Source organism: Thalassospira permensis NBRC 106175 (genome assembly GCF_000714555.1).
GTDB classification, from domain to species: domain Bacteria; phylum Pseudomonadota; class Alphaproteobacteria; order Rhodospirillales; family Thalassospiraceae; genus Thalassospira; species Thalassospira xiamenensis.
Genome location: NZ_AUNC01000018.1, coordinates 26,021 through 48,476, shown reverse-complemented (window position 1 = coordinate 48,476; position 22,456 = coordinate 26,021). Strand labels below are relative to the sequence as shown.

The following is a 22,456-nucleotide window of genomic DNA, read 5'->3' as shown; positions in this document are numbered from 1 at the left end:
ATTAACTCAGAATAAAATCAAACCGCGCGATGTCACCGTCAGATGCTTTTTGAACATCCATCAACAGTGCCGGATTAAACAGAAAGTCCCGCTCGTTCCGGGCTTCGCCGGGGAAGTAAAGCTGCGTGGTCAGAACTCGGTCATCCCCGTTTCGCAACTTGACGTGATAGTGCGGCGTGCGGCTGCCATATTCGGCGGGGCGGATGGTTTCGAAAAAGTACCGACCTTTGGCATCGGTTTTCTGATAACCGCGCAGCAGGAAACCGCGATTGTCATATTCGCCGTCGCGATTGGCATGCCAAAGATCGACGATTGCGCCACTAACCGGCTGGCAATCGCGGGTCAGGACAAACCCGATCAGAGTGACTGGATCGCCATCCGCATCGGCACGAAAATCAGATTTTTCCGGGGGCTGCTTGCTGTAAAACGGGCCTTCGGTGCTGCTGCGGGTTGGTTCATCATCGGTGCCACAGGATGGCGTGATGTCGCGTTTTATTGGCTGGGCGCGCAAGATTGGCGCAAACATCCCCACGGAAATGCCGGAAATGCCGGTCGCGCTGGCGGCAAGCCAGCCTTGCAACAGGCTGCGGCGGATTGGTATGGCATGACTTTGCTCACGTCCTGATAACGGCATGCGGTATTGCCCCTTTCATCACCATCAGGCATCTAGCCGCACGTGGAATGCGGTCTGCCTAATAAAAGCGAGATAGCGGCTTTGGCCCAAAAATCAACGCCCTCATGCAATTTGTGATGAAAAGCGATTGGCGAATTCAGGCAGGCGTTGTTGATGTTGCCTTGTCAGCTTCGACCGGTTGCGAGGCAGCAGAAGCATCACCCCCTTGGTCCGTCGATGGTGTCGCGGGGGGTGGTTGAGTTGCTGGGGCGGTGTTGCCATTCGTGCCATCCGGTACGGCGGTGGTACTGCCCGATATATCGGCCGTAGGCGCCGTGCCCTGATCTGCGGTTGGGACAGGCGCATCTGGGGCTGGGGTGGGCGTTGGAGTTGGAGTGGTTGCCGATGCCGCCTCGCTTTCCGGCGGCACAGGCACCGGTGGCATATTCGGGCTGGATGCGGCTGATTGGGGCGCTGCGTTGCTTGTATCCGGTGCTTTTCCCGGTTCTGCTGGTGTTGCTGGTGCCGTTGTCGAAGCAGGATCAACCGGTTTTGCTGGTGCGGCGGGCTCGTCAGGCGTGATCGAAAGCGTTGCGGACGGCGACGGGGTCGGGGCGGCTTTATCATGATCTGGGCGGATCAGGAAGCGGTCGGACAGGGTATCGCGCCCGACCAGAAGCGGCTGGGTAATGCCCGGTACTTCCAGCAAGCCCAGTTCAACATCACAGACAACATTGCGCAGGACCAGCTTCGTTCTGATCACGGGTGCTCGTACCGGGGTGCTGTTGGCGCTAGTTGTGATCTGTCGGAAGGTCCTTACCGGCATGGCAAGACGCCAGGTGATCTGTCGCTGGATCAATTGCGAATTGTCACCAGGTGCGCTGTCGACAGTCAGCGAAAAGGATACTTTGACTGGCGGGGTTGTGTCTGCGTTACCGGGCGTTCCGGCACTGCTTTCGGTTTCGTCATCGGGTTCCTCGACCGTCAGGTCGCTAACGAAAAGGCAGCTTTGCGGGGCCGCGCCAAGGATCATCGAGGGCAGGGCCGCAATTCCCCAATCGGGCAAATCGACCGGTTCATCGGCATAAAGGACGGTGCGATTGCCCAAGCCACCATCCCGCCCGGCGGGCTTTGTGGCCGATGCCGGTTTGCTTTTGGATGCAAGCATGATCAGGGCTTTGTACAATGTCGGGTTCATGCACCATTGACGGTGCACGATCCCGCTTGTGACAGACTAGTTCAGGAAAATAATGCCGCCGGAATTACTTATTGCGGTTCCAGCCATCACACTGGCCGCGATGGCGCAACAGATGATCAGCCAGAACGATGGCTGCCATGGCCTCGCCAACCGGAACGGCACGAATGCCAACACACGGATCATGGCGGCCCTTGGTGACGACATCGACATCCTTGCCGTAAATATCAACACTTTTGCGCGGTGTCAGGATCGAGCTGGTCGGTTTGACGGCAAAGCGCAAAACAACATCCTGCCCGGATGAAATCCCGCCCAGAATGCCGCCTGCATGGTTGGAGCCAAAGACCGGCTTGCCATCTTCGCCCATGCGCATTTCATCGGCATTTTCGATGCCGGTCAGTTCGGCGGCCTCAAACCCGTTGCCGATTTCAACACCCTTGACTGCGTTGATTGTCATCATCGCTTTGGCCAGATCAGCATCAAGTTTGTCATAGACCGGGTCACCCAGCCCGACCGGAACGCCCGAACAGACAACTTCTATTACTGCACCGACCGATGATCCGTCCTTGCGCAGACCATCAAGATATTCCTCGAACACCGGAACAGCGGCTGCATCGGGGCAGAAGAACGGATTGTTATCAACCTCGTCCCAGTTCCAGTTGTCGCGATTGATTTCCTTGGTGCCCATCTTGATCAGGGCGCCGCGGATTTTGATATCCTCGCCAAGGACTTTGCGCGCAATCGCCCCGGCGGCAACCCGCATCGCGGTTTCGCGCGCCGATGATCGTCCGCCACCGCGGTAATCACGGATACCGTATTTTTCCCAATAGGTGTAATCGGCATGGCCCGGGCGGAACTGGTTTTTAATCTCGCCGTAATCCTTGGAGCGCTGATCAACGTTTTCGATCAGAAGTCCGATAGGGGTGCCGGTGGTTTTGCCTTCGAACACGCCTGACAGGATTTTGACCTGATCGGGTTCGCGGCGCTGGGTGGTAAAGCGCGACTGGCCCGGTTTGCGTTTTTCAAGAAACTGCTGGATGTCTTCTTCGGTCAGGTCAAGAAGCGGCGGCACCCCGTCAACGACGCAGCCAATCGCCGGGCCGTGGCTTTCGCCAAATGTGGTGAAGCGAAACAGGGAGCCAAAACTGTTGCCAGCCATTTCCGATATCCAGAATTCAGGTGTTTGAAGACAATACGGGCTGCCAGTAAGGCAGCCCGCAAGATCATATCATGTTCGGATCAGGATTTCTGAACATTGATATCCGGTGCGTCTGCCTGCTTCATGCCGACGGTATGATATCCGCAATCGACATGATGGGTTTCGCCGGTAACACCGGTCGAAAGGTCCGACAGGAAGTAAAGGCCCGATCCGCCAACATCATCAAGGGTGACGTTGCGGCGCATCGGCGAATTATATTCATTCCATTTCAGGATATAGCGGAAATCGCCAATCCCTGACGCGGCAAGGGTCTTCATCGGACCCGCAGAAATGGCGTTGACGCGAATACGATCCGGGCCAAGGTCATTGGCAAGGTATTTCACGCTGGCTTCCAGTGCTGCCTTGGCAACGCCCATGACGTTGTAATGCGGCATCACCTTTTCCGCCCCGTAATAGGACAGGGTCAGAAGCGAACCACCATCGGTCATCAGTTTTTCCGCGCGCTGTGCAATCGCGGTAAAGGAGTAGACCGAAATGTTCATCGACATCGCAAAATTTTCCGGCGAGGTATCGACATAGCGCCCGCGCAGTTCGTTTTTGTCAGAAAAACCGATGGCATGCACGACGAAGTCCAGCTTGCCCCATTTTTCTTTCAATGTTTCAAAAACGGCGTCCATGCTGGCCGCGTCGGTCACGTCGCAGGGCAGAACGGTGTCGCTGCCAACAGACTCCGCCAATGGGCGGACGCGCTTTTCAAGTGCTTCACCCTGATAGGTAAAAGCAACCTCGGCGCCAGCGGCGGCCACGGTACGCGCAATCCCCCAGGCAATCGATTTATCGTTCGCGACGCCCATGATCAGGCCACGCTTGCCAGCCATCAGGCCAGAAATGTTTTCGGCGGAAAAGCTCATTTTCCCTCTCGTTCCCACGATCTCTCTCTGGCAGGCATGCAGCGCGGAACAAAGCTGTGGCCCACACAGGAGGCATTTGACATTGGGCGCATCCTACACAAAGCGAAGCCAAGGTCAATCTGGCCTGTTTTATCTTGTGCGGTCACGTTATCCTGTTGATCAATTACACTATAACCAGAAATCGTGCAGGGATAAGTGTTTAATGGTTCCAATCGGCCAATTACTTAAGGACCGCACTGGATTTTGGCGCTACGCCATTATGCGATTTGTGCATGACAAATCCGTCGAACGCGCAGCGGGGCTTTCTTATACAACCCTTCTTGCCATGGTTCCGTTCCTTGCTGTTGCGCTTACGGTATTGTCGGCCTTCCCGGTTTTTGAACAGTGGAAGGACCAGATCATGGGCGTGGTCCTGAACAATTTTCTGCCCGAAACTGGCGAACAGGTGACAGGTTACCTCAGCAATTTCCTTCAGAATACCGGCCAGATGACAGCGGTGGGCACGATTGTGCTGGCCTTGACCGCGGTCATGCTGCTTGCTGCGATCGAAGGTGCGATGAACGATGTGTTTCGCGTTACCACTCCGCGCAAACTTTTGGCGAAACTCGTCGTTTTCTGGACCTTGCTGACGGTCGGGCCGATGTTGCTGGGGCTGAGCCTTTCGGTGGCATCCTATATTTTTGCCATGCGCTACATGGTCGGGGCCGACGGGCTGGGTGAGCATATCGGGCAATTGACGTTTTTGGCCCCTTTCCTGCTATCCTCGATTGCCTTCTCGCTTTTGTTTATCGGCATGCCGAACCGTTCTGTCGTGATCACTGACGGCATTTTGGGCGGCTTGGTGGCGGCTGGATTGTTCGAGGCGCTTAAAAAAGGGTTCGGGTATTACGTTATTAATTTCCCGACCTATCAGACGATCTATGGCGCCGTGGCGATTGTACCGATCTTCCTGTTATGGATGTATCTGACCTGGATTGTTGTGCTGCTGGGCGCGCAGGTTGCTGCCGCCCGATCCGAATGGCGTGCGGCACGTGCCGCTGGGCTGATCCCCGATCCGCGGGGTGCCGTGCCCGGCCATATGGAACGCATTATCGCGGTGTTACGCGTTCTGGAATATTTGCAACATGGTTTCCGCGAAGCAACCAAACCGCCGACCTATCGCCGCATGTTGCGCGAAACCAAGCTGGGCGGGCGGGATCTTAACTGGGCCTTGGCGGCCCTTCGGCGTGAAAAGCTGATTGAACGGTCCGAAAGCCACCGCTGGCTTTTATCAGGCGATCTGTCGCGGATCACGCTGGTGGATCTGATGTCCAGACTGGGGCTGTTTCTGGATTATGACCGGTTGCTTCTGGTTAATGCCGATGGCGGTTGGCCAGGAGCCATGCGCGAACGTCTGGTGGAACTGGAAAAAACGCGAAAATCCGTTCTGGATGTTGAAATTGCTGCCCTGCTTGATTTGCCAAAATCCGATGATACAGCCCCCAAGCAGGTTGAAACCAAGCCCGAAGACGAAAAGAAAGACGAAATCGGCCCAAAAGACATGACCGAAATCGTCGATTGAAACTTTCCGAAGGCATCAAAATACAAGGCCGGGTTTGTGTTCCCCGGCCTTGTTTCGTTTGGGGAATTGTGCTGTTCGTCAAGGTTAGTTTTTGGAAACTTCCTGCGCGATTTCATTTAGTGCCTTGGCTATTTCCGCCCGACGTCCGGCATCCGCCGATGCGCGGCTGGGGCGCTCGGGTGCGTTCAATGCTTTTTCCAGATAAACCTTGGCTTCGGCGTAATGATCATTCTGAAGCAGGAAATCGCCATAGAAATAGTTGGGGTCAATCCCGTCAGGATTAAGTTCCAATGCCTTTTTCAGGAATTCTTCGGCCTTGCTGTCACTGCCAAAGGCAAGCGGCCATGGAGGCACCTGATAATAAAGCGATCCCAGTGACGTATAGGCCGATCCATCAAGTGCCGTTGGATCGAGGGTAATCGACTTTTCAAACAAATCGCGCGCGTCGTTTACTTTGCCAAGGGCGGAAATGCCGCGTACGATCCCGGCCTCGGTCGACAGGACAATACCCTGCCAGATCATGACTTCGGGACTATCCGGATAGAGGTTCAGCAGACTTTCGCCCTCGGTTTCAAGTTGATGAATGGCATCAAGCTGCTGTTTTTCATCCGTCATCTGGTACTTGATGCGGGCCCATTCTGCCTGCAGATGGGTAACGCCATTCATGGCCTCGTTATTGGCCGTGTCGGCATTGGCAGACAAAGGCAGGCCAAGCGCAAAGACGCATATCATGGCAAAACGGGTGATTTTCATGCCGGGTGGCTCCTTGGGTTGGCGTCCGGTTTGTTGGCGATCAGGGGGATTGGTGCAACCACCTGATCAGCCTTGAGGATTTCTTCGCCGATGGCGGTGTTTTTACGAAGTCCCCTGTCGACGATGCCCGGTATGACGGCATTGATCAGGGCAAAAAGCCGTTCCGGCCAGCCGATCCGAACATCGGTTTTGTCTTGTTCAATCGAATTGACGATCTGACGGGCAACGTCACGTGGATCGTCTTCGGTGACATTTGTGCGACGGTTAAGCAGCCCTGCCTTGCCGCTGTTCATGGTGGTACGAACCGCACGCGGGGCGATGTGACTTATGGTGATGCCCGTGCCGGACAGTTCACGACGCAGCGCATCGCTATATCCCTTAAGCCCGGATTTGGCGGCGACATAGCCGGTCATATGGGGCAACGGAATCAATCCGGTCATTGATCCGATATTGACGATCTGACCGCTACCGCGTTTGCGCATGGCCGGAAGAACGGCCTGGCACAGGCGCATTGGCACCAAAAGGTTCAGCGTCACAAGCGCGTCGTAATCCTGATCTTCGGCATGATTGAAATCATTGATCCCAGCCAGATTGATCAGGATGTCGGGTGTGTGTTCACGCAATGCCTTGCAGATTGTATCAATGCTTTCCATCAGGTTGCCCTGCGTCGTGCGGTCATAGGCAACGACATTTGCACCGCGTTCGATCAGCAGGTTGACCAGTGGCATGCCAATGCCGCCAGTCGCGCCCGTCAGGAAAACGGATTTTCCATCAAGCAACATTTTTACGTTGTCCTTCATGCGGGATCGCCGCAAACAGATTGGCAAACAGCCGGAAGGTGTTTTGCGCGACTTCGATGATGGCGGCCTGATCAGCCGGATCGGTGACCTGATTGACGGTCTTTTCGAAGAATTTCATGTGTTCAAGATCAAGGGTGCCGTGCGAAAACAGATAGCTGAATGCTGATTTCGGCAAATCAAGGCCGGTCATGACGGCATCCGCACCCTGACTGGCGATTTGGGTGGATGTGCTTTCAAGCATGAAGACCATACCAAGGAAACCGACCGGGTTCTTAAGGCTGATATAGTCGTAGTTATAGGCAACCATCACCTGGGTTTCGAGGTTCGGTATCGCGTTGCGGGCGGCTTCGCGGTTACCACCGGCGGCTTCGATATCATTGAGAATCCATTCTTCGTGGCCTTCTTCTTCTTCCAGATATTCAATGATCGCCTTATGCAGCCAGCGTTTTTCATCTGGCAGACGCGATCCCATTGCCATCAGGAAGGGAACGGTGTGTTTGACATGGTGATATGCCTCCGTCAGGTAGGCGACATAGGTTGACCGTGAAATGCGACCTTGCAGGCCATCAACAAGCTGGGGAACGTGATAAAGGGACGCGCGGGCTTCGTCGGTTTCGGCAACAAGGCGATCATAAAAATTCATGGTTTTCTCCGGGACGGACAAGGGGGATGTGTAAAGTTTGGCAATCGCCTCGCGGCGCGGGCGTCCGGTGCCTGTCAGGCAGCCGTTTTCGACCGTAAAGGGGGCAACGATGCGGGTATGTTTGATGTGTGCGTAATCGGGCAGGCCAGCATTGGCCGCGGCAACCGCGGCACTTACATCGGCGGTCGGACCGGTCGGAACAATCAGGGCGCTTAGTTCCGGTTCCCCATCGCCAAAGACCATGGCCTGATAGATGCCTGGCTGGGCCAAAATGGCGGCTTCGGGCCATTCGGGGGAAATGTTGCGCCCAAACGATGTGATCAGGACATTTTTGCGTCGCCCTGTCACACAGACGAAACCATCGTCATCAATCTGCCCCAGATCGCCGGTTGCAAGAAAGGCCGGTGCTGCTTCGCCGACATAGCCAAGGAAACCGGGATTTTCGATGATGATTTCATCGTTGGAAATCTCGGCCTTTACATGGGGCAAAAGCGTTCCGGTGGTGCCGGGCTTATCTTTGCCCGGTACATTCATTGAAACGACCGATGCGCATTCCGAAAGACCATATCCTTCGTAAACCGGAAGCCCGATATGGCGGGCCTTGGCAATCAGGGCCGGATCAACACGCGATCCACCAACCGCAATGAATTTAAGGTCAGGAAGGCGACCCTTGCGGATGACCAGCATCATCAGCGCACGCAGGATTTCAGGCACCAGAATGACCGATGTCGCGCGGGTATCCCTAAGGATTTCGTGCAGGCCCTGATATTGCGCCCCGAACTGGCCAAGCGGTGTCAGGGTAATGGTACACCCGGCCAGGAGACCGGCATAAACCCCCGCGACATTTTCCAGAAGTACTGCAAGTGGCAGCACACAGGCATGGATGCCAGCAAAATCATCGCCCAGCATCGCGTGGATCGAAGACGCAACAGTGATCATCGCCGATGTGGGCAGACAAACGCCCTTTGGCGTACCGGTGGTGCCGGATGTGAAGGTAATTTTTGCCGTGCCATCGGGGATGTCGGGCGAACGCGACTGCCCTGTTTCCGTCATCCCATTAGCCGTCAGCATGTGGGTGATGCCCGCGGTCACAATGGTGTGATTGATCTGATCGCGGGTGAAAAATGGCGGGATCGGAACGCATACAATACCGGCCGATAGGGCGGCAAGGTCCCAGACCAGCCAGTCGATCCCGTTATCAAGTGCTATACCCAGTACATCGACATCTGCAAGTTCAAGACAACGTGCGTCGATCAGGTCGGAGAGGTCGCCATAGGTTACGCTATCATCGCCTTCGCGGAGCGCGACTTGATCGGCGTTATGGGTGCGGATGCATTCGAACAGCATGATTATTTCTCGCCGTTATGTTGCAGCTGGGGATAAAGGCGCGGGCGCATGTGGGTGTATTCTGCACCCAGCAATGTCTGAAGGCGGCGATAACCATGTTCGACCGAACCAGACAGAACATGCGGGCACGTATCGTAATACCGGCCCCAGTCGATTTCGTTTTCCGTCAGGCATGATGGATCGGCATGGGCGTGGCGAACGGGCTTGAGGCCCATTTTACGCAGGCGTTTTTCGATACTGTCGGTGCCGGTCACAACCGCCTGTTTAAAGCCGTTATGGTGCAGATAGGCCGACAGTGCCGCAAACAGGAAGGACGACGCCCCACCACCCGATGACGCCAGATTGCCGATCTCGACAATCTGATGGCGCGGTACACCAAGGATCACTTCGATTGGCGCGGGTAGATATTGTTCAAGAAACAGCGGCCCATGTCCGGCTGACCGGAAACCAAGGGCGGCGACGATCCGTCCGGCATCGTCGCGGACACTCATCAGGCTGCCATATTGCACGCGGATCGCGGCGTCATAGGCGTCTGCATAGATATTGGCGATGAATGTTTCGACTTCGGGGCGTTCTGTCGCCAGAAGTGTCAGCACCGAAATGGCACAGGCACGCATCTGCAGATGATCCAGAAAACCGCGTTTCTGGAAACTGAGCTTGGCGGCGGGGAAACCATTTTCATTATAATTCAGGTGAAGCATGCCATTGGGCCTTCGACTGCGTTGATAGCGCATTCTTGGCCCGGAACCTGACAGCAACCTGAATGAGGGGTTGTTAAAGCAAAAACCTTGGAAATGTTACTTTAGCGGGCAGTGTTTTCTGAAGCATTGCCGGGGATTTCGATCTTTACCGTACCATCGGAACTGCGTAGATGAAGGTCGCGCTGCGGGAACGGAATTTCGATCTCGTTTTCCTTGAAGCTATCCCAGACATTGAGCAATACCTCGCTGATGATATTACCACGTCCGTTTTGTGGATCCGTGATCCAGAAGCGGATTTCAAGATCGACCGAATTATCGCCAAAGCCGCGTAGCAGTGTGTTCGGGCCGGGATTATCCAGAACGCGCGCACATTTTGCTGCGGCTTCATTGCACAATTTGATCGCGAAATGCGGATCGCAACGATAGGCAATGCCGACCGGAACCTTCAGGCGCAATTTGACGTCCGAGTGGCTCCAGTTTTCCACCTGATTGGTGATAAGGTCTTCGTTGGGGATCAGGAATTCGGTGCCGTCGCGGGTGCGAACGGCGGTGTAACGCGCGCCAAGCGACTGAATCCAGCCAAATGTATCGCCAATCGCAATCACGTCGCCCGGCTTGATCGACCGGTCCAGCAACAGGATCACGCCGCTGATCAGGTTGGCGACAATCCGTTGCAGACCAAACCCGATGCCGACACCGATGGCACCACCAAAGACAGCAAGCGCGGTCAGATCGACACCGACGGTCGAAAGCGCAAACAAAACCGCAATCGACAGCAGCACAAGTTTCAGAAGCTTGGACATAAGCACCTGAACCGATGGCGTCAGGCGGTGAACCTTCTGGATGCGTTGTTCGAAAATGCGCGAGGCAAATGACGCGACCCAAAGCAGGATCGCCAAAGACAGCATTGCCTTGAGGATGCCAAACACCGATATCCGAAACTGCCCGATATGAAGGGCAAGGCTGTCCAGCAGATCAATTGCCGGATCAAGCCAGCCGACAATGTTAAGGGCGGCCAGCCCCCATGCAATGATAGCGATACTGCGGGCCCAGACGGGATCATTCACCACCGCTGTGCCCAGACGGATGAAAATCCACGCATTCAGAAGGCTTGCGACAAGGCGCAGGATATTGTGCCGCAGCCCCGCCTGTATCGCGACCGAATCAATAAACCAGATCAGCAGAACCAGAATGATCGGAAACGCCAGATCGGGTAAAACCGCCAGCAACCGACGGAACCCGGCATAGTGCAAAAGCGCCCGCCAGTTTTGCAAGCGCGCCAGTTGGCGCGAAAGCGGCCTGCGCAGCAACAGGGCAGGGATCACCGTCAGCAAACATGCCCCGATCTGTAACAGGATCGGAACCAGCAAGATATTGTTGTCCACCCATGCGGCTGCCTGTTCAAGCCAGATCACGAGCTGGTCGGGATTCCAGAATTGCTCCATACGTCCCCTGATTTTGCCCTGTATTATGATTGGCGAATGGAAAGCATTATATTTCATATGGTAACGCGAAACCGCCCGCGGGAGATAGGGGGCTGATTCTTCGTGTTCTGGTTGGTTCTGCGAAAGATGCGTCTTTTGGCTTTGGTTTTCTTGACGTTAGATAGCTATCTATCTAAATCTTTAGGATCAAAAACCTCCTGCAGGTATCTCCCCCCATGACAATTTCCAAAGATAGCAATGCATCGCGTGAACAGTTCGGTTTCTGGCTGGGCATGCTTGCCCGGCAATGGCGTGCGGAAGTCGACCGGCGTTTATCGCCCTTTATCCTGACCGAGGCGCGCTGGATCATCCTGTTTCGTCTCAGCACGACCGATCATGACCTGACGCAAAAGGAACTGGCGCGTATTGCCGGGGTGCAGGGACCGACATTGGTGCGGACATTGGACTGGCTGGAGGAAAAGGGATTGATCGAAAGGCGCGAAGTCCCCGATGACCGGCGGGCAAAAACGGTTCACCTGACCGAAAAGGCCGAACCGGCGCTTCGACAGATTCAGGCGGTCATACAAGGTGTCCGCGCCCAGATTTTTGCCGATGTTACCGATGAAGAACTTGAACATTGTCTGACCGTGTTCAAAAAGATCGGCCGACAGTTCGATGCTTTTGCCGGAAGTGAACAGGACAAGGACATCATCATGGTTGGACGGGGGAAAACCTAAAACCGTTTCCACCGTTTTATATCTAGCTGTGAGGCAGTGCTGGGTCGGGTGATCGGTTCCGCAGGGTTTCGCGCTCCCATCGTTCGGTCAGAACTGCGGCCCCAAAGCCGAGCCCGCCAAAGATCGCAAGGCTGATCGCAAGTGCGGGCAGCAAACTGTTTGAGGGCATGAATGTCGGCGAGCCGCCGGGCAATGACAACCAGACCATTGCAGCACTGCCCCATAAAATGCCAACCGCAACCATGCCGATCCCGGTAAAGGCAAGCCGCAAGCGCGAAAGATATTTCATTATTCTGACCTGCGCCGCTCGACTGATCCATCATAATGGATCGCTACGGTTTCCTGTGCCGGGCCATCAAGGGCAAGCGCGATAACATCCGCCGGTTTGCGCCGCAAAAGTGTAACGATATCGCCAGACGGGACCTCGCCGATCACGCTATAACCCGCAACCCGACCGATCTTGCAATCGCGCATCGCGGCAGGGGTGATCATCATTGCCTGTTGTTCTGAAAGGGACAGGTTGCTGACCTGTGCGGCGCGAACGTCAAAACCTTCGGCCTCAAGGTGGCTTTGCCAATCGATGCTGTCTTGGCAATCATTCGTGTATGAAAGTTCAAGCGTCGGGCGCGATGTGCCGACAAATGCGGTCAACCCGATCAGGGCGATACCGGCCAGAATCGTAGAAAGAGCAATGGGTTTCATGACTTCTGCCTTTGTCAGATAAAACTGCAAAGGCAGAATGCCTGTTAGAGCAGGTGCGAGTCTTGAGCCCGGTCAAGCCGCAATCGGGCGTGGCCGGGCTACCCGTGTTAACGTGCCTTGTAAGGATGTTTTTCCGACCATTCTCGTACGAAATCGATCAGTTCATCGTCGCGATCTTCGGGCAGCTTGACGGTCAGATGTACATATTGATCGCCGCGTTTGTCACCCCGGTCATATGCCGCACCCTTGCCACGTAGCCGCAATTTCGTGCCGCTATTGGCGTTGGCGGGGAGTTTCATGCTGACCTTGCCATTGATCGTCGGGACTTCGATAGACCCGCCAAGGATTGCTTCGGCCAGACTGATCGCAAGATCGCAATGCAGGTCATTGCCTTCGCGACGAAAAACCTTGTCCGGGTGGACATGCAGCTTGATCAGCGCGTCACCCGCTTCCCCGCCATTCATGCCGGTCATTCCCTGGCCTTTCAGGCGAAGGGTCTGGCCATCTTCGCTTCCGGCAGGGATGCGGACTTCAAGGCTTTTGCCGCTGGCAAGATTGATGCGCTTGGTCGTGCCGATAATGGCTTCGGCCAGATCAAGGCTAAGCTCATAGGAAATATTGGGTCCTTTGACCTTTTCGGCCTGTCTGCGCCCACCAAAACCACCGAAGCCGCCCCCGCCGCCGCGGCCAGCCTTGCCGAAAATCTCGTCAAAGATATCCTCGGCATTGGCACCGGAAAAACCAAACGGATCACCGCCAGCCTGGCCGCTATAACGCGCACCGCCGCCACGGCCAAACGGCCCGGTTTCACGGCCATCGGCATCAATTTCGCCCGCGTCATATTTTTTGCGACGTTCGGCATCCCCCAAAAGATGATAGGCGGCCGAAACTTTCTTGAACCGCTCTTCGATCTTGGTGTCACCGGGATTGACGTCCGGGTGCAATTCGCGCGCAAGTTTGCGATAGGCTTTTTTGATTTCGTCCTGGGTGGCGTTTTTGGCAACGCCCAAAGTCTTGTAGGGATCCTGCATCGCCTGACCGGTTGGAAAATGGGAAACGCTATAAATGTATTATAGGCCTGTATTGGCTGTTGCAAGGAAGGCATTTGTTTTTATTGCTGTCCTTGACATGGCTCAGATATGAAAAAGCGGCGCTGTTCGCAAGGAACGCGCCGCTTTTTTAATGTCGTTTCGCGCAGGTCAGTTTACAACTTCCCAGCTTCCATCCGGCTTGCGGCATGCGGTACCGTACGCTTCTTCCTGCTTGCCGCCGATGGTGACGGTCTGCTGGTATTCACGGCAATATTCCTGGGTTTTCGGTTCCTGATAGGTTCGGGTCGGGGTTACCGTGCCACGAACCCCGGTATCGGGGTTATTCCAGGTCGATGTCTGGCCCGTCGGCGCACTTTCAAGGGTGCGCTGCGTGCTTTGTGCCATGATCGCGCGGTCGGCATTGTCCAGTGACTTGCCGACTTCACTGCCGATAAAGGCGCCAGCCAGTGTGCCAAGTGCCACACCGACAAGCTGTCCCGATCCTTTGCCGAACTGCGCACCGGCAACCGCACCACCAACCGCGCCCAAAAGGGTGCCTGCGGTTTGTTTCTGGCCTTGATCCTGTGCGCAACCGGCAATGAATGCGGTCATCATGACGGGGATTACGATATGACGAAATTTCATATTTTTTTGCCTACCTTGTCTTTCCTGTCCCAACCGATATGTTCTGTATCTACGGAACGATCTTGATTGCGTCGTTTCACGTATATCCAAAACCCGTATCTTTCGAATTTGGTGCGGATTTTGAACTATCAAAGGAATCCTGACCCCAATGGACGAAAAAAATACGCCAAAAATGGGGCATGAAGATCATGCCGTACCGTTCGATCTTTTTGACGTGTGGTTTAAAGAGGCGAAAAACAAGGAGAAACCGTATCCGGATGCGATGACGCTGGCGACAGCAGATGCGCGCGGGCGGCCTTCGGCGCGTATTGTACTGCTTAAGGACTTTGATCAGCGCGGTTTTGTTTTTTACACCAACTATGAAAGCCGCAAGGGCGATCAACTTGCCGAAAACAGCTTTGCTGCATTGTGCTTTCACTGGAAGTCGCTTGAAAAATGCGTTCGCATCGAGGGGGCGGTGACCAAGGTCGACAGTGTGGAGTCCGACGAGTATTTCGCATCCCGACCGCGCGGCAGCCAGCTTGGCGCGTGGGCGTCAACCCAGTCCCGCCCGATGAGTGGCCGGTTCGATCTGGAAAAACGGGTTGCCGAATTCACCGCCAAATTCGGGCTGGGAAAAGTACCTCGCCCGGAGCATTGGGGGGGCTTCCGCCTGATCCCTGATCGCATCGAATTCTGGTCCGAAGGCAAGTTCCGCCTGCATGATCGCCAGCTTTATACCCGCGATGCCGAGGATAAGGGCTGGAACCTGCAAAAGCTTTTCCCGTGATGCGGAAGGCTGTTCTGAAAATGCAAAACGCGCGAATGTCGGTTCGCGCGTTTTTGTTTGGCTGGTTTGATCAGTATTCTTCTGACGGGCAGAAGACTTCCTGCAACACGACGATGATTTTCATGATCTCGGGATTGGCAAGTGAATAATAGATGGTTTGCGATTCCCGGCGTGTCTTGACCAGTCCCTCGCGGCGCAAACGGGCAAGATGTTGCGATAGTGCAGATTGTTTAATACCCAGTTCACCTTCAAGCGTGCTGACTGATTTTTCTGTTGTTCCAAGCGAACATAAAACCATCAGACGCCACTCGTTTCCCAATGTTTTCAGGAACTCGGCAGCCTCGCGAGCGTTTTCATGCAAGTTTTTATAGGGCATCGCAGGCAGTATCCATTCTCGAAGTCAGTCCGGCTATTTTCTGGCACGTTAAGACCGATAAACCGTATAGGATGATTAATCTTCGGCATTCGGCAACGCATTGGTTTGATGTTACACTGGTTTCTTTCTCCGCCTAAGCATTTCGTAGGGGAAAGCCCCTTTTCAATGCATGGACGGGATCTTTTATAAAAGTTTTGATCTTGAACAAGGAAAGATGCGTTTTCTGGTTGCAGACTGTCCCTTTCTGACGTCTTGACGCATTGTAGTGATCGCAACAAGGCACACGTGTCGGAAGACACATCAATTCTCGGGAGTGAGTGCGATGGCAGTAAGAACAATTCTGGCCCCGGTGGCGGGTTCGAACATTGATCAGCGTGTACTGGATCTGGCGTTCCGGACGGCCAAAAGATTTGATGCTCATCTTGAGGCATTGTTTGTTGCCGCCGAACCACAAGATGCGATCCCGATTGTCGGGGAAGGCATGTCGGGCCTGATCATCGAAGAAATGATGCGGGCTGCTGAAAACGAAACCCAGCGCCGTGAAACCCGCGGGCGTGCTGCCTATGATGCGGCGCGTGATGCCGCCGCCGTTGCCGAGGCCGCCGTTCCGATGGCCGATCTTCAGGCGACCTGTGCATGGCGGCGCGACAATGGCCGTGAAGACGAAACCGTTGCCCGACGTGGCCGTCTGTTTGATCTTGTGGTCATTGGCCGCGAACCGCGCGAAGCTGCCGCGTCGCTTACTTTTGATGCCGCCCTGATGGAAACCGGTCGTCCGTTGCTGGTTGCGCCGGAAAAAACACCCGAAACCGTTGGTGAAAAAGTCGTGATTGCCTGGAATGGCGGAGTGGAAGCCGCCCGTGCCGTGACATCGGCCATGCCGCTTTTGCGTACGGCCAAGGAAGTCACCATCGTCAGTGTCGGCGAAGTCCCCCATGGGCGTGCCTGTGCCAAAGCATTGGCCGAACAGTTCCTTTGGCACGGAGTCGAGGCACGGGTGTCCGAATTGCCCGAACAGTCGCACGTTGCTAATGCCTTGATATCCGAGGCAGAAAAGGTCGGTGCCGATAGCATCGTACTTGGCGCTTACAGTCATTCGCGGTTCAAGGAAATGATCCTTGGCGGTGTTACACAGGATATGCTGGCAAAATGCACTTTGCCGCTTTGGATAATGCATTGACCCATAGGTCACGTAACATCCTGAAATCCGGATGATTATTTGTATGATCATTGGTATATGACAAAAAAGGCGCAGTCTTTTGCGCCTTTTTTGTTGCGTCTGCGAACAAAACCCGCCACCGTTACTGAAATCTTACAAAGACGACGGCCCGATCAACGAGGCCTTCGCCCGATAAAAGAACAGTGGAAGAAACGTCTGGCAGGGGAAAATCCCATGTTATCACTTCGCGATGTCATTGATTTCGCATCCATGTCCGAGGATCTGAGCCGGGAGCTTACCCGTCAGAATGTCGGCTTGCCCGATCTTGGCGCTTTGGTTGCAAGCTATTCCGGTGTTGCTGCTGGCCCTGTTAGCAATTGCAATGAAGCACCATGTGCCGCCAACGATGTGGATGGCGAATAACTTACAAAGTCCCTGATGTCCCGATCAGAATAGGTTGATCTGGTCTTTTCGCTTTCGCGAATTCGTTTTCTCAGGGACATCTTCTTCGCACCAATCCAGAACATGACTGGGCACCGGGCCCAACATGTGACGCACGGCGTCAAATCCGTTGACCGGATCAAGCCATCCGGCGATATGGTTTGGCCCGATCACGGCGGGCATGCGATCATGGATATGTGAAATTGCCTGTGCGGGGGCGCAGGTGATGATGACCGCCTCGCGTCCGTTTTCAAGCCCGGCAAACAGCACTGGCTGATGATCTGGCAGGGTGATGCGGGTCTTGTGCTTTACCCTGCCGTCCTTGCGCCATTCAAACCAGCTTGTCGCTGGTATCAGGCAACGCCGATCCAGCAAGGGGCGAAAGGTCGGTTTCTGATCAAGGGTTTCAGCACGGGCATTGGTCAGTGGCGCATTCAGCGTTGAAACGCTTAACCCCCAACGGCGCGAGGCAGCCTTTTGACCCGGCAGGATCACAATCACCGGATCGGTCGGGCGTCGAATGCCAGACAGGCTCTCAAATGCGGCTTGGTCTGCGTCCTCCAACGGCTTTTCGGTATCTCGTCGATCTGCATCCCGCCCGTCTACATCGCGGTCGTCTGCAAAATCCGATGCTTCCTTGCGAATGATATCGCTAAGGTCGATGGCCAGTTGTGCCTGAAACGCGTTCATGTCGTTGATAAGCTGGTATTGGCTGCACATCGGATTGTCTGCCCGTTCCTTAATTGACAATGATCATAGCCGTTTGACTGGTTTTGATACAACCTTCGTCCTATATAGGAACGCGTGTTGCGATGCGTGCTTGCGACGGATCGCAATGCTATAAGAAGATGACGATACGATATAACGTGCCACTTCGGCGCGCGGGATTTGAAAGAGCCACCCAATGAATGCCACTGCCCCGAAAACCGTTGTCCTGACTGGCGCAAGCCGGGGGATCGGCCATGTTACGGTCGGTTATTTTGCCGCGCGCGGCTGGCGGGTGATTTGCTGTTCACGGGAAGCTCCGCCGCCCAGTTGCCCGCGTGATCCGGCACAGGGCATTCATATTGCTGCCGATCTTTCCAAACCCGAAGATGTCGAGCTTTTCATCAGGCAGGCCAACGAAGTTCTTGGCGATGATCCGCTGCATGCATTGGTCAATAATGCCGGGGTATCACCCAAGACGCCGTATAAAGAACGGCTCGGCTGCCTGAATGGCGATATCGAGGCATGGCGTGATGTCTTCGAACTGAACTTCTTTACTCCGTTGACTTTGTCGCGCGGCTTTGCCGCAGCCCTGCATCGCGGCAAGGGGGCGATTTGTAATATCACCTCGATCGCGGGCCACTACGTTCATCCGTTTGCCGGATCGGCTTATTCCACGTCCAAGGCCGCCCTTTCGGGGCTGACACGTGAAATGGCGGTGGAGTTTGCCGAACTGGGCGTACGGGTCAATGCCGTTGCACCCGGCGAGATCAAAACCGCAATGATTTCCCCGGAATACGAGGCACTGGTGCCGCGTATTCCGATGAACCGAATGGGCACCCCCGAAGACGTCGCCGCCGCCGTTCATTATCTGGTTGGGGAGGACAGCAGCTATGTCACTGGTACGGAAATTTTCGTAACCGGTGGGCAGCATCTGTACTGATTTTGCAAGTCTGTAGGGCTTTGATCGAAAAAAACAGCCAGGAACTTACGGCTGTTTTTTATCGGTGGTGGTTCGAGGAAATGTAAAATGCCGAATCATATTCAGCCTTGCCCGCCGGAATATCATCAATCAACGGACGTGCCATGAAATACTGTTCCGGGACGCCGTCCAGTTTCAGGTCGGGCAGGGGAGCAAAGCCGAACCGGCTGTAATAATCAGGTTCGCCCAGAACCACGCACCCCGCCGCATCATTGACCCGCAAGCGTGCAATGCCAGCCTGAATCAGTTCCGATCCGATGCCAAAACCCTGTCGGTCGGGACACACGGCAACCGGCCCAAGGCCGAACCAGTCGATATTTTTACCATCGATGGTAATCGGCGAGAAGGCTACGCAGCCGACAAGTTCGTTATCTTCAATCGCGACAAGCGAAATGCTGAGCTTGCCCTTTTTGCGCAAGGCATCGACGATCAGATGTTCAGTTTGCTGACTATGAGGGGCTGTTGCGAATGCGCTGGCCAGCAATGCATGGATTGCCGGAATATCGGACTTTGTCTCATCGCGTATAAGCATGATCGTCCCGTCCCATCCTGTGACTTCACGCCTGCTACCTGCAGGTCTGTCACACGACTATAACGGGAAAATCAATTAGACCAACAGGCTTTTAAGCCAGTCGCGCTTTTGCTCCAGCCGACGGGCTTCCATATCAAGCCATCCGGTGAACGGGGCGGCTTCGTTTGCGTGGTCTTCACGCAGTGCCAGAACGCGATCAAGTTCCAGTTCGCAAACGTCATGCAGGATTTCGATCTGGTCGCGACGGGTTTCATCATCAAGCAGATGCAAGAACCGCATTTTAAGCGCCATGACAAGCCGCGAAAGTTCGCCCGACGTATCTCGAAGCGTGCCCTGCATCAGTTCCTGAAATTTATCGTGCCCGGCCTTGGTCAGCGACAATTGTGCATCTGAATAGGACCCGCTATTGCAATCCTCGCGCACCAGCCCTTCAAGCTTCAGAAGCTGAAGCGAGCTTCCCATCATATCAAGCGATGGCCCCATGATATGGGCGGTAAAATGACGCACTGAATTGGCCAGATCGGCATAGCTGATCGGTTTGTCCGAAAGGGCAAGGGTACCAAGTGCGCAGAGGCGCAGACATTCTTTGGGCAGCAATGTTCTATCCGAATACATAAACGGTCCCTGTCATGTTGCAGGTACCTATATTAACGCGAACGGTTCTTAATTGCAAGATGTCGATGCCGGAGAAACCCCGGCACCGGTGAATATAGATCACAATCATGATTCCGCAAACAGACTGTCAAAGACATATCGTTTCCGTTCAGGGGGCAACGACGTCATGAACGGTCAGTTCCCGGACTTCACCATCGGGCGTTTGCCACCAGATGGTTTCACCCTTTCTGATACCGATCAGGGCTGCTCCAACCGGTGTCATGACCGAAATCCGCTGGGTGGATATGTCTGCTTCGGTGGGCATGACAAGAATTATGGTTTGCATGCCACCGGTCGCATTGTCGCGGAATGTGACTTCCGATCCGATGGTGATGGCATCAGGGGGCAGTTCGGATCGTGTGGCGATCACAGCCCTGTCTATTTCGTCAAGCAGGCGGTTGGCGACAATCGGGTTCCGGCCAATATTGGCCCGTGCAAGGTTTTCAAGCTGATCGGCGATGGTCTGATCGATGAAAACGGCTGGATCATGGGACTGGGTTTCAGTGAAGGTTTTGGTAGTGGTTTGCATTTCGAAAAGTCCTTTGGATGGGATGTGATGTTGCGACACATAAGGTCGCAAACAGGATTCAGTCGAACGGGACCAAAAGCTCACCCCCCCTGAAGGGGGAGCCTTCTGACTGTGGTGTCGGCCAAAAGAAGCGGGCTGCGTTGTCGTGGTTTCATGCCGATAACGGTCAGGCCGATAAAACTTCGCAAATCAACGACACTCGGATCGCGACTGTTGCCACCAGAGTTGGCTGAGTGATCATTGATATTGCCAATCATGGCTTTGAGGCTTGGTTAGGTTCAGGCTCAGGAACGATGTCTGTGGCGGCTGATCAATAATCGAAAAGCAGATGAAATCGCCCGGGCAAAGCCTGCTTGTCAGAGGGCGCAAAGTTTCAAGTCGTTTGAATTGCTGGGGGCGACCGATAGGGCGCGTGCGCACATCGTGTGTTTGCGTGCATGTGATGCTGTTTGGGGGAATGCCACCCAAAGCACGGCATTTCAAAGCTGTCATTGTAATCCTGCCTGTCAAACGATCCGGTTGGATGTTCATCGAAGGTCATTGAAGGTTTGACTTCAAAACCCCGAGTGCAGGTATAGGAATACGTTCCTCACCCCACTCGGGGTAAGGCTCCTGCGAGAAGGGAACCCGCATTGATTACAAAACGAATGTTTAATTGCTGCTTCAACATGACTGGATCAATCTAACATATCGGTCTTGAAATTGAATGATCTTATTGGTGCATAAAAAGCAAGACCGGCACATGGTCATGTCTGTGCCGGTCTTATGTGTTCCGTCGCGGATCGCGTGATTTTCCGCTTTATGCCGCTTTTGCGATGCCCAACTGGCCCCAGACGGTCAGAAGTGAGTTGATCAGGTGATCGATCAGTTCATCATTGTGAAGCGGGCCGGGGGTAAAGCGCAGCCGTTCTGTGCCGCGCGGTACGGTCGGATAGTTGATCGGCTGGACATAGATGTCGTGATCAAACAGCAACCGGTCGCTGGCTTCCTTGCACATGCTGGCGTCGCCCACCATCAGTGGCACGATATGACTCGGCGCATCCATGACCGGAAGACCGGCGGCACGCATACGTTCACGCAGCGTTTCGGCACGTTCTTTCTGGGCTTCGCGTTCGACATTGCTGTCTTTGAGGTGGCGAACCGATGCCAAGGCACCAGCCGCGATGCTGGGCGGATGGGAGCTGGTAAAGATAAAGCCGTTGCCAAAGCTGCGTACGAAATCGACGATTTCGGTTTTACCAGCGATATAGCCGCCAATAACGCCAAAGGCCTTGGCAAGCGTGCCTTGGACGATATCAACGCGGTCCATCACGCCGTCGCGTTCGGCGACGCCGCCGCCGCGCGGGCCATACATGCCAACCGCATGGACTTCGTCGAGATACGAAATCGCGTTGTATTTTTCGCACAGATCAAGGATTTCGGCGATCGGTGCGATGTCGCCATCCATTGAATAAACGGACTCGAACGCAACGATCTTGGCGCGGTTCGGCCCCAGATCGCGCAGGATTTCTTCAAGATGTTCGACGTCGTTATGTTTCCAGATCCGGCGTTCCGCCTTTGAATGGCGCATACCTTCGATCATGGAATTGTGATTGAACGAGTCGGAAATGATCACACAATCCGGCAGCTTCGAGCCAAGGGTCGAAAGCGTCGTCCAGTTGGCGACATAGCCCGATGTCATCAGAAGGGCTGCTTCCTTGCCATGCAGATCGGCGAGTTCATTCTCAAGCGCGACATGCAGATGGTTGGAGCCGGAAATATTGCGTGTGCCACCCGCCCCGCCGCCCTGACCGGTGACGGCGTTTTGCATGGCTTCAAGAACCGTGGGATGTTGCCCCATGCCGAGATAGTCGTTTGAGCACCAGACCGTAATTTTGCGCGGTGTATCACCGTTATCGGGGTGATACATGGCCTTGGGAAATTCACCGACAATACGTTCAAGATTGGCGAATACGCGGTAACGGCCTTCAGCCTTGAGGCCGGACAACGCGTCTTTAAAGAAGGTGTTATAATTCATCTTTTGTGTCTTTCGCCTGTCTCTTTACCGCGGGTACGGGCTTGTGTCTCATCCCGTTCTCTCTCCCTTG

At 54.7% G+C, this 22,456-nt stretch carries 25 protein-coding genes; 6 read left to right on the top strand and 19 right to left on the bottom strand.

All coding sequences use genetic code 11. The annotated features are described in order from the left end of the window. Position 1 precedes the first annotated feature (1 nt). The 4 genes from SMB34_RS10760 to fabI all read right to left on the bottom strand — a co-directional run bounded on the left by SMB34_RS10760 (position 2) and on the right by fabI (position 3,878). Positions 2-634, bottom strand: a complete 633-nt coding sequence (locus SMB34_RS10760) for a dioxygenase family protein (RefSeq protein ID WP_051682251.1) — start codon at positions 632-634, stop codon at positions 2-4. Positions 635-770: 136 nt separating this feature from the next. Further along, positions 771-1,781 carry a hypothetical protein gene (locus SMB34_RS10755; protein ID WP_156962670.1) on the bottom strand — a complete coding sequence of 337 codons (1,011 nt, stop codon included), beginning with the start codon at positions 1,779-1,781 and terminating at the stop codon, positions 771-773. 94 nt (positions 1,782-1,875) lie between these two features. Next, positions 1,876-2,967 carry a chorismate synthase gene (aroC, locus tag SMB34_RS10750; RefSeq protein WP_037989990.1) on the bottom strand — a complete coding sequence of 364 codons (1,092 nt, stop codon included), beginning with the start codon at positions 2,965-2,967 and terminating at the stop codon, positions 1,876-1,878. Between the two features lie 80 nt (positions 2,968-3,047). Continuing rightward, positions 3,048-3,878 carry an enoyl-ACP reductase FabI gene (fabI, locus tag SMB34_RS10745; RefSeq protein WP_007090890.1) on the bottom strand — a complete coding sequence of 277 codons (831 nt, stop codon included), beginning with the start codon at positions 3,876-3,878 and terminating at the stop codon, positions 3,048-3,050. A gap of 259 nt (positions 3,879-4,137) precedes the next feature. Between fabI and SMB34_RS10740 the strand changes: the two genes are divergently transcribed. Further along, entirely contained in the window at positions 4,138-5,439 is a 1,302-nt protein-coding gene (locus SMB34_RS10740) for a YihY family inner membrane protein (protein ID WP_240478807.1), read from the top strand. An 84-nt stretch (positions 5,440-5,523) separates the two neighbouring features. Here SMB34_RS10740 and SMB34_RS10735 read toward each other — a convergent pair whose 3' ends face one another. The 5 genes from SMB34_RS10735 to SMB34_RS10715 form a co-directional block, all read right to left on the bottom strand. Then, a complete protein-coding gene (locus SMB34_RS10735) occupies positions 5,524-6,192 on the bottom strand; it encodes a tetratricopeptide repeat protein (RefSeq protein ID WP_051682250.1) in 669 nt (222 codons plus the stop codon). After that, positions 6,189-6,992, bottom strand: coding sequence for an SDR family NAD(P)-dependent oxidoreductase (locus SMB34_RS10730; RefSeq protein ID WP_240478806.1), 804 nt, complete (start codon positions 6,990-6,992; stop codon positions 6,189-6,191). The genes SMB34_RS10735 and SMB34_RS10730 overlap by 4 nt, the downstream gene beginning before the upstream one ends. Then, entirely contained in the window at positions 6,964-8,982 is a 2,019-nt protein-coding gene (locus SMB34_RS10725; protein ID WP_037989982.1) for an AMP-binding protein, read from the bottom strand. Before SMB34_RS10725 ends, SMB34_RS10730 begins: the two co-directional genes overlap by 29 nt. Before the next feature lie 2 nt (positions 8,983-8,984). After that, positions 8,985-9,683, bottom strand: coding sequence for a thermostable hemolysin (locus SMB34_RS10720; RefSeq protein ID WP_037989979.1), 699 nt, complete (start codon positions 9,681-9,683; stop codon positions 8,985-8,987). A 101-nt stretch (positions 9,684-9,784) separates the two neighbouring features. Continuing rightward, positions 9,785-11,128, bottom strand: a complete 1,344-nt coding sequence (locus SMB34_RS10715) for a mechanosensitive ion channel family protein (RefSeq protein ID WP_037989977.1) — start codon at positions 11,126-11,128, stop codon at positions 9,785-9,787. A gap of 215 nt (positions 11,129-11,343) precedes the next feature. Here SMB34_RS10715 and slyA point away from each other — a divergent pair, with 215 nt between their 5' ends. Further along, entirely contained in the window at positions 11,344-11,844 is a 501-nt protein-coding gene (slyA, locus tag SMB34_RS10710) for a transcriptional regulator SlyA (protein WP_007090897.1), read from the top strand. A 22-nt stretch (positions 11,845-11,866) separates the two neighbouring features. Here slyA and SMB34_RS10705 read toward each other — a convergent pair whose 3' ends face one another. From SMB34_RS10705 to SMB34_RS10690, 4 genes are all read right to left on the bottom strand, one after another. Beyond that, positions 11,867-12,133, bottom strand: a complete 267-nt coding sequence (locus tag SMB34_RS10705) for a hypothetical protein (protein ID WP_037989975.1) — start codon at positions 12,131-12,133, stop codon at positions 11,867-11,869. Beyond that, positions 12,133-12,546: a DUF411 domain-containing protein gene (locus SMB34_RS20670; RefSeq protein WP_156962669.1), complete on the bottom strand. Its 414-nt coding sequence runs from the start codon at positions 12,544-12,546 to the stop codon at positions 12,133-12,135. Before SMB34_RS20670 ends, SMB34_RS10705 begins: the two co-directional genes overlap by 1 nt. Before the next feature lie 107 nt (positions 12,547-12,653). Continuing rightward, the gene (locus SMB34_RS10695; protein WP_037989973.1) at positions 12,654-13,577 is read right to left on the bottom strand and encodes a DnaJ C-terminal domain-containing protein; all 924 of its coding nucleotides are present in this window, start codon (positions 13,575-13,577) and stop codon (positions 12,654-12,656) included. 168 nt (positions 13,578-13,745) lie between these two features. Continuing rightward, positions 13,746-14,222: an RT0821/Lpp0805 family surface protein gene (locus SMB34_RS10690; RefSeq protein WP_007090901.1), complete on the bottom strand. Its 477-nt coding sequence runs from the start codon at positions 14,220-14,222 to the stop codon at positions 13,746-13,748. A gap of 148 nt (positions 14,223-14,370) precedes the next feature. Here SMB34_RS10690 and pdxH point away from each other — a divergent pair, with 148 nt between their 5' ends. Further along, on the top strand, positions 14,371-14,991 hold the full coding sequence (gene pdxH / locus SMB34_RS10685; RefSeq protein ID WP_007090902.1) for a pyridoxamine 5'-phosphate oxidase: 621 nt from the start codon (positions 14,371-14,373) through the stop codon (positions 14,989-14,991). A 70-nt stretch (positions 14,992-15,061) separates the two neighbouring features. Here pdxH and SMB34_RS10680 read toward each other — a convergent pair whose 3' ends face one another. Beyond that, positions 15,062-15,367: an ArsR/SmtB family transcription factor gene (locus SMB34_RS10680; RefSeq protein WP_007090903.1), complete on the bottom strand. Its 306-nt coding sequence runs from the start codon at positions 15,365-15,367 to the stop codon at positions 15,062-15,064. Positions 15,368-15,689: 322 nt separating this feature from the next. On the opposite strand from SMB34_RS10680, the gene SMB34_RS10675 reads away from it, so the two are divergent. Beyond that, entirely contained in the window at positions 15,690-16,547 is an 858-nt protein-coding gene (locus SMB34_RS10675) for a universal stress protein (protein WP_051682248.1), read from the top strand. A 213-nt stretch (positions 16,548-16,760) separates the two neighbouring features. Next, complete coding sequence (locus tag SMB34_RS21055; RefSeq protein WP_063095421.1) at positions 16,761-16,949, top strand: hypothetical protein; 189 nt, start codon at positions 16,761-16,763, stop codon at positions 16,947-16,949. Between the two features lie 24 nt (positions 16,950-16,973). Here the strand turns inward: SMB34_RS21055 and SMB34_RS10665 are convergent, their stop codons facing one another. Then, positions 16,974-17,687, bottom strand: coding sequence for an SOS response-associated peptidase (locus SMB34_RS10665; protein ID WP_037989968.1), 714 nt, complete (start codon positions 17,685-17,687; stop codon positions 16,974-16,976). A gap of 184 nt (positions 17,688-17,871) precedes the next feature. On the opposite strand from SMB34_RS10665, the gene SMB34_RS10660 reads away from it, so the two are divergent. Then, positions 17,872-18,615 carry an SDR family NAD(P)-dependent oxidoreductase gene (locus SMB34_RS10660; RefSeq protein ID WP_007090907.1) on the top strand — a complete coding sequence of 248 codons (744 nt, stop codon included), beginning with the start codon at positions 17,872-17,874 and terminating at the stop codon, positions 18,613-18,615. Positions 18,616-18,673: 58 nt separating this feature from the next. Here SMB34_RS10660 and SMB34_RS10655 read toward each other — a convergent pair whose 3' ends face one another. The 4 genes from SMB34_RS10655 to hemA all read right to left on the bottom strand — a co-directional run bounded on the left by SMB34_RS10655 (position 18,674) and on the right by hemA (position 22,386). Next, positions 18,674-19,186, bottom strand: a complete 513-nt coding sequence (locus SMB34_RS10655) for a GNAT family N-acetyltransferase (protein WP_037989965.1) — start codon at positions 19,184-19,186, stop codon at positions 18,674-18,676. Positions 19,187-19,261: 75 nt separating this feature from the next. Next, a complete protein-coding gene (locus SMB34_RS10650) occupies positions 19,262-19,801 on the bottom strand; it encodes a hypothetical protein (protein WP_007090909.1) in 540 nt (179 codons plus the stop codon). 148 nt (positions 19,802-19,949) lie between these two features. Further along, complete coding sequence (gene rnk, locus SMB34_RS10645; protein WP_037989959.1) at positions 19,950-20,369, bottom strand: nucleoside diphosphate kinase regulator; 420 nt, start codon at positions 20,367-20,369, stop codon at positions 19,950-19,952. 799 nt (positions 20,370-21,168) lie between these two features. After that, entirely contained in the window at positions 21,169-22,386 is a 1,218-nt protein-coding gene (gene hemA, locus SMB34_RS10635; RefSeq protein WP_037989955.1) for a 5-aminolevulinate synthase, read from the bottom strand. Between the last annotated feature and the right edge of the window lie 70 nt (positions 22,387-22,456).

Bases quoted from the DNA above. Each gene is read 5' to 3' on its own strand.
- SMB34_RS10760 (WP_051682251.1), bottom strand. From the start codon at position 634: ATGCCGTTATCAGGACGTGAGCAAAGTCATGCCATACCAATCCGCCGC.
- SMB34_RS10755 (WP_156962670.1), bottom strand. From the start codon at position 1,781: ATGCTTGCATCCAAAAGCAAACCGGCATCGGCCACAAAGCCCGCCGGG.
- aroC (WP_037989990.1), bottom strand. From the start codon at position 2,967: ATGGCTGGCAACAGTTTTGGCTCCCTGTTTCGCTTCACCACATTTGGC.
- fabI (WP_007090890.1), bottom strand. From the start codon at position 3,878: ATGAGCTTTTCCGCCGAAAACATTTCTGGCCTGATGGCTGGCAAGCGT.
- SMB34_RS10740 (WP_240478807.1), top strand. From the start codon at position 4,138: ATGCGATTTGTGCATGACAAATCCGTCGAACGCGCAGCGGGGCTTTCT.
- SMB34_RS10735 (WP_051682250.1), bottom strand. From the start codon at position 6,192: ATGAAAATCACCCGTTTTGCCATGATATGCGTCTTTGCGCTTGGCCTG.
- SMB34_RS10730 (WP_240478806.1), bottom strand. From the start codon at position 6,992: ATGAAGGACAACGTAAAAATGTTGCTTGATGGAAAATCCGTTTTCCTG.
- SMB34_RS10725 (WP_037989982.1), bottom strand. From the start codon at position 8,982: ATGCTGTTCGAATGCATCCGCACCCATAACGCCGATCAAGTCGCGCTC.
- SMB34_RS10720 (WP_037989979.1), bottom strand. From the start codon at position 9,683: ATGCTTCACCTGAATTATAATGAAAATGGTTTCCCCGCCGCCAAGCTC.
- SMB34_RS10715 (WP_037989977.1), bottom strand. From the start codon at position 11,128: ATGGAGCAATTCTGGAATCCCGACCAGCTCGTGATCTGGCTTGAACAG.
- slyA (WP_007090897.1), top strand. From the start codon at position 11,344: ATGACAATTTCCAAAGATAGCAATGCATCGCGTGAACAGTTCGGTTTC.
- SMB34_RS10705 (WP_037989975.1), bottom strand. From the start codon at position 12,133: ATGAAATATCTTTCGCGCTTGCGGCTTGCCTTTACCGGGATCGGCATG.
- SMB34_RS20670 (WP_156962669.1), bottom strand. From the start codon at position 12,546: ATGAAACCCATTGCTCTTTCTACGATTCTGGCCGGTATCGCCCTGATC.
- SMB34_RS10695 (WP_037989973.1), bottom strand. From the start codon at position 13,577: ATGCAGGATCCCTACAAGACTTTGGGCGTTGCCAAAAACGCCACCCAG.
- SMB34_RS10690 (WP_007090901.1), bottom strand. From the start codon at position 14,222: ATGAAATTTCGTCATATCGTAATCCCCGTCATGATGACCGCATTCATT.
- pdxH (WP_007090902.1), top strand. From the start codon at position 14,371: ATGGACGAAAAAAATACGCCAAAAATGGGGCATGAAGATCATGCCGTA.
- SMB34_RS10680 (WP_007090903.1), bottom strand. From the start codon at position 15,367: ATGCCCTATAAAAACTTGCATGAAAACGCTCGCGAGGCTGCCGAGTTC.
- SMB34_RS10675 (WP_051682248.1), top strand. From the start codon at position 15,690: ATGGCAGTAAGAACAATTCTGGCCCCGGTGGCGGGTTCGAACATTGAT.
- SMB34_RS21055 (WP_063095421.1), top strand. From the start codon at position 16,761: ATGTTATCACTTCGCGATGTCATTGATTTCGCATCCATGTCCGAGGAT.
- SMB34_RS10665 (WP_037989968.1), bottom strand. From the start codon at position 17,687: ATGTGCAGCCAATACCAGCTTATCAACGACATGAACGCGTTTCAGGCA.
- SMB34_RS10660 (WP_007090907.1), top strand. From the start codon at position 17,872: ATGAATGCCACTGCCCCGAAAACCGTTGTCCTGACTGGCGCAAGCCGG.
- SMB34_RS10655 (WP_037989965.1), bottom strand. From the start codon at position 19,186: ATGCTTATACGCGATGAGACAAAGTCCGATATTCCGGCAATCCATGCA.
- SMB34_RS10650 (WP_007090909.1), bottom strand. From the start codon at position 19,801: ATGTATTCGGATAGAACATTGCTGCCCAAAGAATGTCTGCGCCTCTGC.
- rnk (WP_037989959.1), bottom strand. From the start codon at position 20,369: ATGCAAACCACTACCAAAACCTTCACTGAAACCCAGTCCCATGATCCA.
- hemA (WP_037989955.1), bottom strand. From the start codon at position 22,386: ATGAATTATAACACCTTCTTTAAAGACGCGTTGTCCGGCCTCAAGGCT.